This is a genomic window from Klebsiella sp. GB_Kp056 (assembly GCF_040064755.1).
In the GTDB taxonomy this organism is placed as follows: domain Bacteria; phylum Pseudomonadota; class Gammaproteobacteria; order Enterobacterales; family Enterobacteriaceae; genus Klebsiella; species Klebsiella quasipneumoniae.
On the sequence record NZ_JBEAJA010000054.1, the window covers coordinates 212,646 to 226,564 of the forward strand.

General features: G+C 55.7%; 14 protein-coding genes. 7 read left to right on the forward strand and 7 right to left on the reverse strand.

What is annotated here, in order from left to right:
* Positions 1-18 precede the first annotated feature (18 nt).
* A complete protein-coding gene (locus ABLV52_RS16415) occupies positions 19-915 on the forward strand; it encodes an EamA family transporter (RefSeq protein ID WP_023290933.1) in 897 nt (298 codons plus the stop codon).
* Between the two features lie 95 nt (positions 916-1,010).
* Here the strand turns inward: ABLV52_RS16415 and ABLV52_RS16420 are convergent, their stop codons facing one another.
* Positions 1,011-1,220, reverse strand: a complete 210-nt coding sequence (locus tag ABLV52_RS16420; protein ID WP_002916131.1) for a DUF1471 domain-containing protein — start codon at positions 1,218-1,220, stop codon at positions 1,011-1,013.
* A gap of 705 nt (positions 1,221-1,925) precedes the next feature.
* On the opposite strand from ABLV52_RS16420, the gene mrkA reads away from it, so the two are divergent.
* The 5 genes from mrkA (at position 1,926) to mrkF (ending at position 7,464) form a co-directional block, all read left to right on the forward strand.
* The gene (gene mrkA / locus ABLV52_RS16425) at positions 1,926-2,534 is read left to right on the forward strand and encodes a type 3 fimbria major subunit MrkA (RefSeq protein WP_000756959.1); all 609 of its coding nucleotides are present in this window, start codon (positions 1,926-1,928) and stop codon (positions 2,532-2,534) included.
* A 95-nt stretch (positions 2,535-2,629) separates the two neighbouring features.
* On the forward strand, positions 2,630-3,331 hold the full coding sequence (gene mrkB / locus ABLV52_RS16430; protein WP_023290932.1) for a type 3 fimbria chaperone MrkB: 702 nt from the start codon (positions 2,630-2,632) through the stop codon (positions 3,329-3,331).
* Positions 3,332-3,342: 11 nt separating this feature from the next.
* The gene (gene mrkC / locus ABLV52_RS16435) at positions 3,343-5,829 is read left to right on the forward strand and encodes a type 3 fimbria usher protein MrkC (RefSeq protein WP_032453998.1); all 2,487 of its coding nucleotides are present in this window, start codon (positions 3,343-3,345) and stop codon (positions 5,827-5,829) included.
* Complete coding sequence (gene mrkD / locus ABLV52_RS16440; protein ID WP_023290930.1) at positions 5,820-6,815, forward strand: type 3 fimbria adhesin subunit MrkD; 996 nt, start codon at positions 5,820-5,822, stop codon at positions 6,813-6,815. The genes mrkC and mrkD overlap by 10 nt, the downstream gene beginning before the upstream one ends.
* A 13-nt stretch (positions 6,816-6,828) precedes the next feature.
* The gene (gene mrkF / locus ABLV52_RS16445) at positions 6,829-7,464 is read left to right on the forward strand and encodes a type 3 fimbria minor subunit MrkF (protein WP_065812385.1); all 636 of its coding nucleotides are present in this window, start codon (positions 6,829-6,831) and stop codon (positions 7,462-7,464) included.
* A 33-nt stretch (positions 7,465-7,497) separates the two neighbouring features.
* Here the strand turns inward: mrkF and mkrJ are convergent, their stop codons facing one another.
* The 6 genes from mkrJ to ABLV52_RS16475 all read right to left on the reverse strand — a co-directional run bounded on the left by mkrJ (position 7,498) and on the right by ABLV52_RS16475 (position 12,848).
* Positions 7,498-8,214, reverse strand: a complete 717-nt coding sequence (gene mkrJ, locus ABLV52_RS16450) for a phosphodiesterase MrkJ (RefSeq protein WP_023290928.1) — start codon at positions 8,212-8,214, stop codon at positions 7,498-7,500.
* Positions 8,215-8,357: 143 nt separating this feature from the next.
* Positions 8,358-8,930: a LuxR C-terminal-related transcriptional regulator gene (locus ABLV52_RS16455; protein WP_241516364.1), complete on the reverse strand. Its 573-nt coding sequence runs from the start codon at positions 8,928-8,930 to the stop codon at positions 8,358-8,360.
* Positions 8,931-8,947: 17 nt separating this feature from the next.
* Positions 8,948-9,652 (reverse strand): transcriptional activator MrkH, encoded by a 705-nt coding sequence (gene mrkH / locus ABLV52_RS16460; RefSeq protein ID WP_023290926.1) that lies wholly within the window; start codon positions 9,650-9,652, stop codon positions 8,948-8,950.
* A gap of 382 nt (positions 9,653-10,034) precedes the next feature.
* Positions 10,035-10,913 (reverse strand): aldo/keto reductase family oxidoreductase, encoded by an 879-nt coding sequence (locus ABLV52_RS16465; protein ID WP_348890616.1) that lies wholly within the window; start codon positions 10,911-10,913, stop codon positions 10,035-10,037.
* Positions 10,914-11,033: 120 nt separating this feature from the next.
* Positions 11,034-12,263: an amino acid permease gene (locus ABLV52_RS16470; RefSeq protein ID WP_023290924.1), complete on the reverse strand. Its 1,230-nt coding sequence runs from the start codon at positions 12,261-12,263 to the stop codon at positions 11,034-11,036.
* A gap of 123 nt (positions 12,264-12,386) precedes the next feature.
* Positions 12,387-12,848, reverse strand: coding sequence for a multidrug/biocide efflux PACE transporter (locus tag ABLV52_RS16475; protein WP_017899256.1), 462 nt, complete (start codon positions 12,846-12,848; stop codon positions 12,387-12,389).
* 102 nt (positions 12,849-12,950) lie between these two features.
* Here ABLV52_RS16475 and ABLV52_RS16480 point away from each other — a divergent pair, with 102 nt between their 5' ends.
* A complete protein-coding gene (locus tag ABLV52_RS16480; RefSeq protein ID WP_023290923.1) occupies positions 12,951-13,820 on the forward strand; it encodes a LysR family transcriptional regulator in 870 nt (289 codons plus the stop codon).
* Positions 13,821-13,919: the final 99 nt, after the last annotated feature.

A 13,919-nucleotide genomic window follows, 5' to 3' on the forward strand; every position in this document is an offset into this window, starting at 1 on the left:
TGAAGTGAAGATAAAATCATGGCTTTTCTCTCGCGTAGTCTGATGCTCGACCTGCTGCTCACGGCGCTGGCGCCCGCTATCTGGGGGACGACCTACATCGTCACCTCCCAGTTTCTTCCCCCTGACCGGCCGTTTATTGCCGCACTGCTGAGGGTGTTGCCGGCAGGTATCGCCCTGCTGATCTGGAGCCGCCGCTTTCCGCAGCGCGGCGAATGGCTAAAGCTTATCGTTACCGGCATCTTAAATATTGGCGCGTTTCAGGCGCTGTTGTTTATCGCCGCTTATCGCTTACCCGGCGGGCTGGCGGCAGTGATTGGCGCGATCCAGCCGCTGCTGGTGATGCTTCTTGCCTGGTGCGTAGACCGGCAGCGCTCGCCCTGGCTGGCGGTATTCTCAGCCCTTGCCGGCATACTCGGTATGGCCATGCTGCTGCTGTCGCCGCGCACCGTCCTCGACCCGCTGGGCATCGGCGCGGCGTTTCTCGGGGCGATCAGTATGGCGCTGGGCACCTGGCTCTCCCGCCGCTGGGCGCTCTCCCTGCCGATCGTCGCGTTAACCGGCTGGCAGCTGGCGATCGGCGGGGTGGTGCTGGCGCCAGTGGCGCTGATCGTTGACCCCCCTTTGCATCAGGTGACTGCGCTGCAGGCGGCCGGCTATCTGTGGCTGTGCGTGGCGGGCGCCATGCTGGCCTATGGCCTGTGGTTCCGGGGGATTGGCCGCCTCTCGCCGGTGGCGGTGTCGGCAATGAGCCTGCTGAGCCCGGTGACCGCCGTGGTGCTGGGGTGGATTTTCCTTGGACAAACGATCCAGGGGATGGCGCTGGTCGGGCTGATCGTGGTGCTGGCGAGCGTATTGTCTATTCAGCGCGCGCTGGCGCGCCAGGCGGCGGGGGCAAAAACGAAAAAAGCCCCATAACGGGGCTCGACATTGCTGTGTGCGGGGTAGGCGGCGGGAGCCAGACCAGCCGCCCGCAGGCGGCCTGTCCGGCAGCTCCCTCTGCAACCATTCGCTTATTTAGAGAGCTCGGCGGTCATATGGACCTGGTTGCCGGTGTACGCTTCGGTGATGTGGTAGGAAGCGCCTTGTTCTTTCGCAATGGTCGCGATTTTCGCTTCTGCGCTGTCCAGGGTATCTGCTGTTACGCTCACCGGATGAGCGAAGCTAGCGAAAGAGACCAGGGAGAGCATACCGGCAGCGGCGAGTAATTTTACGTTTTTCATGGTGTTTGTCCTTTTAACTTTTATGGTGGAAAGCGTGTTTGCTTTCGATGGACTTATAATAAGCCTGCTAACTATAACGCGCGTGGCAAAAAGTGCGATTTAGATCACATTTTTATGGCGGTTTGATAATGGGGAAATGAACCTTTCTCTATTTTTTGATTTAAAAACAACGCATTAGAGATTTATTTCTGCAGGGGATATCACGCGGACTGCCTGTGCTCAGAGTGTGGAATGCGCCTCATTTACGCGGTTACCATTCATTGTGTGAATTGTTTGGGCGGTTTTTAACCGCCGTCATGGCGGATTCGGACGATTCGCAATAGCCCTCTGGCGGCCATTTCGGCATGCTGAGGTGGCCCTTTCTCTCGCGCCCTGGCGTCAGGCTTTCCGTGCTGTAAACAACCACCACCCCGTTTTCACCTATCAATAATTATTTATTAATAGCCATTAGGTATATGTTATATAACTTAATGAAACGTGAACAAATGTATATTTGTCGGCGAATAAATAGCATTCTTTGACGCCGATAGCACCAGCGAACTTATATTTTTTGGTTCGTTACCTGACGCCTTAAATATTGCGGCTCCCGGTCAGTCGAAGATTCTATTAGCAGTGGCATAAATCAGCATCGCCTGATGTTTCTGGTTCTATGCGAATTCACAGTGTGCTCATTGATTCGTAATTCACTCTGACAAGGAAATGGCAATGAAAAAGGTTCTTCTCTCTGCAGCAATGGCAACCGCGTTTTTTGGCATGACTGCTGCCCATGCAGCTGATACCAATGTTGGCGGCGGCCAGGTTAATTTCTTCGGTAAAGTTACCGATGTATCCTGTACTGTTTCTGTTAACGGCCAGGGCAGCGATGCGAACGTTTACCTGTCTCCGGTAACCCTGACTGAAGTTAAAGCGGCAGCAGCGGATACTTACCTGAAACCGAAATCTTTCACCATTGACGTCTCTAACTGCCAGGCGGCTGACGGCACCAAACAGGATGACGTAAGCAAACTGGGCGTAAACTGGACCGGCGGTAACCTGCTGGCTGGCGCAACCAGCAAACAACAGGGCTACCTGGCGAACACCGAAGCTTCCGGTGCTCAGAACATCCAGCTGGTGCTGTCTACTGACAACGCTACCGCGCTGACCAACAAAATCATCCCGGGTGACAGCACTCAGCCGAAAGCGAAAGGCGATGCTTCCGCTGTAGCCGATGGCGCGCGTTTCACCTACTACGTAGGCTACGCCACCAGCGCGCCGACCACTGTGACCACCGGTGTGGTAAACAGCTACGCGACTTACGAAATTACTTACCAGTAATTCCGTCAGAAAATAAAACTGCCCCGCGATGGGGCAGTTAATAACAATAATAAAGCGGCAATGTCCGCCGCTTGTATTTTTATTCTGAGGTCAGCATGAAGCGTATTGCCCTTTTTTTCTGTTTCATTTTTAGTTTTGCGGCCCATGCCAACAATATTATTGTTAACGGTACCCGCTTTATTTATCCAGGAAATGAAAAAGAAATAACGGTACAGCTTTCAAATAACGCCGACCGTCCGGCGCTGGCGCAGGCCTGGCTGGATAACGGCGATGCCGATGCCACACCGGATACCATTACCACCCCGTTTATTATCACCCCGCCGATTTCGCGCGTTGACGCCAAGAGCGGCCAGACGCTGCGTATTAAGCTCGGCAGCAGCGCCGGTCTGGCGAAAGATAAAGAGTCGCTGTGGTGGCTGAATCTGCTGGAAATTCCGCCGGTGGTGGCTGATCAGAAAAATGAAGGCCAGAACGTGCTGCAGCTGGCGATCCGTTCCCGCTTTAAATTTATTTATCGTCCTGCCGGGCTGGGCAACCGCGATGCGGCGGCCGAGAAGCTGACCCTGACCGCCAGCGGCAGCAGTCTCGCCATCAACAACCCGACGCCGTTCTACATTACCGTCAGCCGTATTTCCCGCGACGGCGGTAAAGCCCTGAACAGCAAAACCGTGATGCTGGCGCCGCAGTCCAGCCAGACGGTGGCGCTCTCCTCCGCCGTCAACCGCGGCGAAACCCTGACCGTTAACAACATTAATGACTATGGCGCCGATGTCGCAGTGAAAGTGGCCGTTAAATAAGGGAAAAGCTAATGAAGCAGAGGTCATTCTGCCCGGGAAGATTAAGCACCGCGATCGCCATCGCGCTGTGCTGCTTTCCGCCATTTTCCAGCGGACAGGAAAACCCGGGAACGGTATATCAATTTAACGACGGCTTTATTGTCGGCAGTCGCGAAAAGGTCGACCTGTCACGCTTCTCGACCAGTGCGATTACCGAAGGCACTTACTCCCTTGACGTCTACACCAACGACGAATGGAAAGGGCGCTACGATCTGCGCATCGCGCGCGACACAGACGGTAACCTTGGGGTCTGCTACACCAAAGCGATGCTGACCCAGTACGGCATCGCGGCGGAAAAGCTCAATCCGCAGCTGAGCGAACAGGAAGGCTATTGCGGTAGCCTCAAATCCTGGCGCAACGAAGACAACGTCAAAGACAACCTGGTCCAGTCCTCCCTGCGGTTGAACATTTCAGTGCCGCAGATCTATGAAGATCAACGCCTGAAAAACTATGTCAGCCCGGAGTTCTGGGACAAAGGCATTACCGCGCTTAATCTTGGCTGGATGGCCAACGCCTGGAACAGCCACACCTCTTCGGTCGGCGGGTCGGATAACAGCAGCGCCTACCTTGGCGTCAACGCCGGTCTGTCGTGGGACGGCTGGCTGCTGAAGCATATCGGTAACCTGAACTGGCAGCAGCAGCAGGGTAAAGCGCACTGGAACAGCAACCAGACCTATCTCCAGCGGCCGATCCCGCAGATCAACTCCATCGTCAGCGGGGGGCAGATTTTTACCAATGGCGAATTTTTCGACACCATCGGTCTGCGTGGGGTCAACCTCGCCACTGATGACAATATGTTCCCGGACGGCATGCGCTCCTATGCCCCGGAAATTCGCGGCGTGGCGCAGAGCAACGCCCTCGTCACCGTGCGTCAGGGCAGCAACATTATCTATCAGACCACGGTTCCGCCGGGGCCGTTTACCCTGCAGGATGTCTATCCATCCGGCTATGGCAGCGATCTTGAAGTCTCGGTAAAAGAGGCGGATGGCTCGGTGGAAGTGTTCAGCGTGCCTTACGCCTCCGTTGCTCAGCTGCTGCGTCCGGGCATGACCCGCTACGCGCTCTCCGCCGGTAAAGTGGACGACAGCGGGCTACGCAACAAGCCGATGCTCTATCAGGCGACCTGGCAGCACGGGATCAATAACCTGCTGACCGGCTACACCGGGGTCACCGGCTTTGACGACTATCAGGCCTTCCTGGTGGGCACCGGGATGAACACCGGGATCGGCGCGCTCTCTTTTGACGTCACCCATTCGCGGCTGAAGAGCGATACCCATGATGACTCGGGGCAGAGCTATCGCGCCACCTTTAACCGCATGTTCACCGATACCCAGACCAGCATCGTGCTGGCGGCATATCGCTACTCGACGAAAGGTTATTACAACCTCAACGATGCGCTGTACGCCGTCGATCAGGAAAAAAACAGCCGCAGCAACTATACGCTGTGGCGGCAAAAAAACGGCATGACCTTCACGGTGAACCAGAACCTGCCGGAAGGCTGGGGCGGGTTTTATCTCAGCGGTCGTATTTCCGATTACTGGAACCGCTCCGGGACCGAGAAGCAGTATCAGGTCAGCTACAACAATTCGTTTGGTCGTCTCTCCTGGTCGGCGAGCGCCCAGCGCGTCTATACCCCGGACAGCTCCGGCCATCGCCGCGACGATCGCATTTCACTCAACTTCAGCTACCCGCTGTGGTTTGGCGATAACCGCACCGCCAACCTGACGTCGAACACCTCGTTCAACAACTCGCGCTTTGCCAGCTCGCAGATTGGTATCAATGGCTCGCTGGACAGTGAAAACAACCTTAACTACGGCGTGTCGACCACCACCGCCACCGGCGGTCAGCACGATGTGGCGCTTAACGGCAGCTACCGTACGCCATGGACCACCCTCAACGGCAGCTACAGCCAGGGCGAAGGGTATCGTCAGAGCGGCATTGGCGCCAGCGGGACGATGATCGCCCACAGCGGCGGCGTGGTGCTCTCGCCGGAAAGCGGCTCGACGATGGCGCTGATTGAAGCCAAAGACGCGGCCGGCGCCATGCTCCCGGGATCGCCGGGCACCCGCGTGGACAGCAACGGTTACGCCATCCTGCCGTATCTGCGCCCGTACCGGATCAACGCCGTCGAGATCGACCCGAAAGGCAGCCATGACGACGTGGCCTTCGATCGCACCGTGGCGCAGGTTGTGCCGTGGGAAGGCAGCGTGGTTAAGGTGGCGTTCGGCACCACGGTGCAGAACAACCTCACCCTGCAGGCGCGCCAGGCGAACCATGAGCCGCTGCCGTTCGCGGCGAGTATTTTCTCCCCCGACGGCAAGGAGATCGGCGTCGTCGGTCAGGGCAGCATGATGTTCATCAGCGATGCGAACGCCAAACGCGCGATTGTGAAGTGGAGCGGCGGTCAGTGTTCGGTGGATCTGGGACAGCAAACAACAAAGGATAGCGTATGTCGCTGAGGAAATTACTGACGCTTTTTATCGTCTTAATGGCGCTGGGCACCACCTCGTCCTGGGCCGTCTGTACGCGTCTCTCTTCGCCAACGGTGATGCTGGACATGGTGGTGGGCAGGGTGGTGGTGCCCCCGGATCTGCCGGTGGGCTCGGTGATCCTCACCCGCGACTGGACGATGAGCGCCCCGGGCGGGGCGAGCTATCGCTGTACCTCCGGCACCAACCGCTTCGCGGCGAAGATCGTCTCGCCAGGGGCCACCGATCTTGGGAATAAAATTTATTCCACCAACGTGCCGGGGATTGGTATGCGTTTCAGCCGCGGCGGCGCGACGGTGAATATCGTCTATCCTGACGTCTATTCGTCCCGAGTGTATAACACCACCAACTATTCCCTTGAAGGGTCACGTTTTACGCTGGAGATTATCAAAACCGCGGCAACCACCGGCAGCGGCACCCTCGCGGCGGGAAAATACACCTCCTATGACTGGGAGAGCGGCGGCAACCCGATCCTCGAAACCTATCTGAGCGCCAATGCGATCACCGTGGTCTCGCCCTCCTGTTCGGTACTGAGCGGGAAAAATATGAATGTTGATGTGGGCGCCATCAGACGCACTGACCTGAAAGGGGTGGGCACCACCGCGGGCGGGAAGGATTTTAATATCGATCTGCAGTGCAGCGGCGGTCTGAGTGAAACGGGATATGCCAACATCAGCACCTCTTTTTCCGGCACCCTGGCGACCAGCACCACCGCCACCATGGGCGCCTTGCTGAATGAAAAGGCCGGCAGCGGGATGGCGAAAGGCGTCGGCATCCAGGTGCTGAAGGATGGATCCCCGCTGCAGTTTAATAAGAAATATACCGTTGGCCGCTTGAATAATCAGGAGACCCGCTACATCACCATCCCGCTGCACGCGCGCTTTTATCAGTATGGCCCGACGACCAGCACCGGCGAGGTGGAGTCGCATATGATCTTTAACCTGACGTACGATTAATACGGGAGGGGGAATGAAGGGATTGCCGAAACATACTATCGCGTGGCTGCTGCTCTGCGGCAGCCTCGCTGCCCCCTCGGCGTGGGGTTTCGAGACCAATTATGATCGCGGACGGGTCGATTTTGCCGGGCGGGTGACGGATATTTCCTGCAGCGTCGCGCTCAATGGCGGCCAGCATGCCGGCAGCGGCAACGTCTGGCTGGCGCCGGTCAGCCTGGCGGAAGTGCACGATCGCGGGGCCGGCGCGTTTATGAAGCCGCAGCCTTTTACCCTGGCGCTGTCAAACTGCCAGCTGCGTCATGACGGCGGCGACGCCTCGCAGGACGAGGTGCGGCGGGTCAGCGTTCGCTGGGTCGACGGTTTTTTACTGACGGCGGTCGGCAATGAGAACGCGGGCTATCTGGCCAATACCTTGCCAGACGGAGCGCAGAATATTTATCTGGCGCTGTCGACCAATGATAATAATACGCTGGATAAGAGTAATAAAATTGTCCCTGCGGACCCGCAGCAAAATCAGGTGCATTTGCAGGAAAGCGCGGTCAGCGGCGGTCTGTTCACCTATTATGTGGGCTACGTTTCGCCGACGCCGAAAAGCGCCACCAGCGGGCCAATTACCAGCTGGGCAACGTGGGAATTAGTTTATAATTAAGCGAGACGAAAAAGCCGGGCAAGCCCGGCTTTTTTATATGACAATATCGTCGGCAACCAGCTGTTCAATGCTGACTTCCTGCCAGTAATGCCCCTGAATAGCAAACCACTCCATACCCTGCAGCCATTTTTTATGGGCTTCGCTTTCCACGCCTTCAATAATCACGTTGTGATGATTGCGGGATAAAAAGGTGACCAGCGCATCCATCAGCTGACGGCCGGACTCTTTGCGCATCAGATGCCAGAAAAAATCTTTATCAATTTTGACATAGTCAAAATGATAACCGCTGATGGCGTTTATCCCCGCGTAGCCAGAGCCGAAGTCGTCGAGCCACAGCGAGGTATCCTGCGGGCTTTGCCAGGCGGCGAGGGAATTATTCAGAAGTTTCTCGGCGTTTTCGGTCACTTCAAAATGGACGCAGGTCAGGGCGGCAATTTTCTCTTTTATTTCCTTCTGGCGTAGCAGATTGAGGATATGGTCATCGACGTTAATGGTGGCGGAAATATGGTTACGTAAAAACCATGCTTTATGCTGTTCAATCAACGCCAGTTGCTCGAGAAAAATACGTTCACGAACCGCCGCGGTGGCATGGCGGAAAAAATATTCTGGCGAAACGGGAAGATTATCGAAGCGGCTTAAGCATTCAACTGCGACTAAGGTACCTTGTGGGGAAAACATTTTCTGAAAGACGTAGCGTACAGCGATATCATTACGAGATAAAATGTTGTCTTCGAATATTTTAGTGTTCATTATCCCTCTTCACGAGGTTAGTCAGACAATAAGCAGAGGATAGACTAATTATAGGCTACCTGATGGTTAATGGGAATGGCAGGAAATGTAAATCAACAGCGAATAAGTACGCTTTATCCGCTATTGATTTACCGCTGCATAATTTAACATTGATGAAGGGCGGCAATACGCTGGTTCATCGTGCGGGAATTATCAATGCCCAGCTTTTGCATGATATGGATACGATGGCTGTGGACCGTTTTATGGGCAATGCCGAGCAGGGCGGCAATACGCTTATTATTATTGTTGGCAATCAGCAGTTCGAGGATCTGGCACTCCCGCGGCGACAGCTGTTTGCGCAATCGTCGCGGCGGGTGTTCGCTGGCGCCCTTCGCGCGCTGGATAATAGAAGTAAACATAGATAGCGGTGATTTTTCGCTAATAATCATGGCATTATCGACAGTTATCAACTCTCGGCATAGCCCGGCAATGTCGCTTTTTACCATCAGCACCGGCTGCTGGCAGCGCTGCAGGGAAAGGCGGAGCGCATTCAGCAGATCAAGGATTCTGATGGCAGAAATATCCTTATTAATTAAATTGAAAATAACCGTTTGGGCCACAGGCAGATGTTTTCTCAGGAAAACATCGTCATAGCCAAAACGGGTGGCATTTTCATGACTATCAATAAGGTAGTGATAGATTGAGTGGCCAATGAGATTATCATTGGTGTACAGCAATATACTTTCCAAGGGTATCAGATTCTCTTTTTGCGCTTGGCTTCTAAGATCAGGTCCAGCAGAATCTTCTCTATTCTGCGCTGGTCGTCGAGATGACGGAACTTAAACTGGCAGGATATCTGATAGTAGCTTTCGCTCTCTTCATTGGGGTTGTCGAGGGTGATAATAATGACATTTTTTACCACCAGGTCGATGGTGATCTCGCCATATTCCGCCAGCATCAGTACGGCATTTTTCAGCAATGCGTTATGACTGAGAAATTTCAGGTTCGGCGTTTTGGTCATCAGCGCGCAACCGCCGTCCGAAATGTCTTTGATGTCGAAAAGATAGTTTTCGCCATTTTTATGGCGCCCGCGGCAATAAAAGTCATGCTCGTGGCGTAAACGAAAGCGGGGATCGCGGCGACGCTGCACGACCTGCAGGCATTCAGGCAAGGAAAAGGCGTAGCGGATACCTTTATCGACACCGCTATTGTCATGTTTTGTCAGGGCTGCATTAAACTCTATTTTCCCTGAATCGCTATGCAGGAGAAAACGAATTTTATGACCCGGTGGGATTTTGCGGTGGGTCTGAATATGGAACTCGGCAAAGTCCACGCGCGTCAGTTGGGTTATGATACTGGTGTTGTTAAAAAATATTTCAATTTCAGTACGTTTGCGCAACTCCTCTCTGAAAATAGCAATAATTTCATACTTACTGGTCTTTATCGTTCCCTCTGTCATAGGCTTCCCTTGTAAATAGTTGTCGTGAGGCGTTTGATTTTTCTTATAGCAATAGCAACATTCTGATTGGGTTAATCAGATGTTTTTATGAGCGTTTGATGTTATTGACTATCTTTACAGCCAGATTGATATGTATAAACTTGGAATTCGATATTGTGTTTCCTGTAATCAAGAGTTTCAAATTTTGGTCATGACAAAAACGACAACGGCCTCCAAGCTGGAGACCGGTCGAAGGATAAAAACTTAAGTTTAATTAACGGGGATAATGAGAAAACGATCGTCGATCATGCCCCATTTGTAGGATCTATAGTGCCAGCAGTGTTGAGGTTTTTCCAGGCAAATATTGAGGAGGGAAGTCGTTCCCTCCATTTAGCCTGAAGGGTCAGGAATGCGCGCGATTGGCGATATTATCCAGGATGCGTAGCGCATCCGCTGGCAGAACCAGCCCGGCGGCGGCAATATTTTCCGCCAGGTGCGTGCGGGATGAGGTGCCGGGGATCAGCAGAATATTGGGCGCGCGCTGGAGTAGCCAGGCGAGGGCGACCTGCATCGGCGTCGCCTCAAGCGAGGCCGCGACCTCGTTCAGCTCCTGCGCCTGCAGCGGGGTAAAACCGCCCAGCGGGAAGAAGGGGACCCAGGCGATGTGCTGGGCGGCCAGCGCATCCACCAGCGCGTCGTCGGCGCGATGGGCAATGTTATAGAGGTTTTGCACGCAGACGATAGGCGTCATTTTCTGCGCATCCGCCACCTGCTTTGCCGTCACGTTGCTAAGGCCAATATGGCGGATCAACCCTCGCTCCTTCAGCTCCAGCAGGGTGGCGAGCGGCGCCTCCAGCGACCCCTCCACCGGGCCGTGGGGGCTCAGCATACTGCGCAGGTTCACCACCTCCAGCACGTCGAGCCCCAGGTGACGCAAATTGTCCTCGACGGCCTGGGTCAGTTCAGCGGGCGACATGGCCGGCAGCCAGTTGCCTTTCTCGTCACGGCGGGCGCTGACCTTGGTGACAATGCACAGATCGTCGGGGTAGGGGTGAAGCGCTTTGCGGATCAGCTGATTGGTCACATGGGGGCCATAGAAATCCGAAGTATCGATATGGTTTACCCCAGCTTCGACGGCGGCCTGCAGCACGCGCACCGCTTCTTCAGGATCTTTCGGCGGGCCGAAGACGCCGGGGCCGGCCAGCTGCATGGACCCGTAACCCAACCGATAGACCTGGCGATCGCCGAGCGTGCCGCGACCGGATAAGGTGACACTGGACATAGGAACTCTCCTCACGGTGGCTAAGCCGTAAGTGTAATGCGCTCACAAGGAAGGGAAGGGCGAGAATGTTGTCAGAATGTGCGACAGCGGCTCAGGCAAGCCGCTGTCGCCGGAGGCGGTTTAGCCGAAGAACATCACGGAGACGCAGAGCAGGCCGACCACCAGAGTGATGGCGTTCCCCACCGAGCGATACGGCTTCAGCGCCGGGATAAGCCAGGTTGACAGCGTGGGCATGATAAACAGGATCATGGCGATAAGCGGTCCGCTGATGGCGTAGATCATCGAGATCGCATTCGGGTTGATAAAGCACACTGCAAAGGTGAAGGCGGAGACCAGCATGATCGACATCGCGCGGTTGAAGGCGCGGCTCTTGCGCACGCCCATCAGGCCCAGCGAGCTTTTGACGATTTCGCTGGCGCCTTCAATGACCCCGAAGTAGGTGCCGAGAAAGGATTTCGACATGGCGACCACGGCGACGATAATGCCGGTCACCGCCAGCCAGCCCGGCGCGCCGGGCACCATCGACAGGGCGGAGAGGATGGTCACCCCCTGATCGCGGGCGGTCTCAATATAGGTCGCCGGGATAGCCAGCAGGCAGCTGAAGACGAAAAACAGCACGCTGGCGCAGATGATGGTGTAGGCCACCTTCATGATTTTTTTGCATTTACCCATGGCCAGGTCGCCGTGTTTCTCCTGCTGGTCGATAGCAAAAGTCGAGATGATCGGCGTATGGCTAAAAGCGAAAACCATCACGGGTATGGAGATCCAGACCTGGTGGAGCGTCTGCGAGCTGAACTGCATCTGGCTGGTGAGATGTTCCGGATGCCAGTCGCGGATTAAATAGAGGGAGAGAAACAGAAAGCAGGCGATAAGTGGAAAGACCAGAAAGCCCATCACCTTGATGGTGATCTGCCGGCCCATGAGAAAGATCAGATTAAGGACCAGCACCACGCCAAGACTCAGCAGCGCGCGTAGCGCAGGCGTCATCGGCGTGTGATGCGCCACCTGCTCGGCCAGCGAGTTGGTGATGGCCACGGCGTAGATCAGCACGACCACAAAGAAGGCGAGGAAATAGAGGCCGGTGATCAGGTTGCCAATTTTCTTACCATAGTAGTGATTGACTGCGCCGGTGATCCCGGTTCCCGGCGCGATATTGGCCGAGAGAATAAACTGGCTCAGCGCTTTGTGAGGCCAGTAGGTGAGCGGCCAGGCGACCAGCGCGGTGATGAAAAGGACGATGGCGCCAGCCGAACCCAGCTGGATCGGTAGAAATAGCGTCCCAGCGCCTACTGCAGTGCCATATAAGGCAAAACTCCATAGAGTTTCTTCTTTAGACCAAATTTTAGACATTATGCGACTTTATCAACCGTCAAACCAAAAAAAAGGAGTGCAATTTACCATATTTATGGTTCATCTGTTGCGATAGTTTTTGGTGATAAAGCCGCGGCGGATCGCGAAGGATCCGCCGCGGGGCTAGCCGCGTGCCGCCTGGCGCGGGCGGCGGTGACGGATCACGCGCTCGCGCAGGGTGTCCCAGACCCAGTTAAACGCCATGGTGTAGGGCAGGAAGAAGAGCATGAAGCCGATCTCCAGCATAAACGCCTGCAGTAGCGATACCCCCAGCACGATAGCCACCATGGTGACGCCGATGATAACAAAGCCGGTCTCGAAGCCGATCGCGTGCAGCGCCCGCACTTTCAGCCGGCGGGGGACGCGGGAGACCGGCCACAGGCGATCGAAAGCCGCGTTATAAATGATGTTCCATACCATCGCCAGGGTGGCGAGCAGAATGCTCAGCCCGCCCATCTCCACCACCGAACGCTGCATCAGCCAGGCGGCGGTGGGGGCGAGGATCAGCGTCGCCAGTCCTTCGAAGGTGATGGCGTGGATAACGCGTTCGGTGAGCGTCTTGCGCTGATGCGGGGTCTGTTGCATGGCGAGCTACCTCCAGTTTTAGCCTGAACAGGAAATTACCCGGCAGTTTATGGAAAAATATGATAAACAAAAGATAGAAACCATCGATAAAGTAGATACATCATGCGTTATTCACCGGAAGCGTTAACCGCCTTTGTCGAGGCCGTTGACAGCGGGTCGTTCTCCGCCGCAGCCCGTCGCCTGCGGAAAAGCCAGTCGACGATCAGTACCGCTATCGCCAACCTGGAGGCTGACCTCGGGGTGACCCTCTTCGATCGGGCAACGCGGCAGCCGACGCTGACGCCGCAGGGGGAGCAGGTGCTGAGCTATGTCAAAGCGATCCTCGCCGCCAGCGAGCGGCTGGATGAGCTGGCGGTGTCGCTGTCCGGCGAGACGGAGCCGCGACTGACCTTTGTGCTCTCGGACACCCTGCACCCGGACGTGCTGGAAGATCTGCTGGTGCAGTTTGACCGCCGCTTCCCTCATACCGAGTTTGAGTGTTTGATTGGCGAAGATGAGGACGTGATCGATCTCCTGCAAAAATCCCGCGCCCAGGTGGGATTGATTGAGGCGAGAGAGCGCTACCCGACCGATATCGGTAGCACCCGCCTGCCGCTGCAGACGGCGATGGGCATTTACGTGGCGCATGACCATCCGCTGGCGGCGCAGGGCAAGGTTGTCTGGGATGAGCTGCGCAGCTGGCGCGAGCTGCGTTTGAGCACCTTTCTGGCCAGCGCCACGGAGCCTGCCGCCGGGCAGGTCTGGTCGGCGCCAAACTACCTGCTGCTGCTCAGCATGGCGGTGCAGGGCTTCGGCTGGTGCATTCTGCCCTGCGCCCTGGTGGCGGAGTTTGCGCCGCAGGGCGGGCTGGTGGCGCTCGATATCCCCGGCTGGCCGCGGGCGATTTCGGTGGATCTGCTGTGGAATAAGAAAGCGCCGCCCGGGGCGGCGGGCAGCTGGCTGCGTCAGCATCTGCAGCGGCGTGAACGTTAACGAATGGCTAATTCTTTGTGATTGGCCTCACTTTTTTTAAACAATTACAAAGTTTTTTGATAACAATTATCTAGTATATCGCTGTTTCTTTGCGCAAAA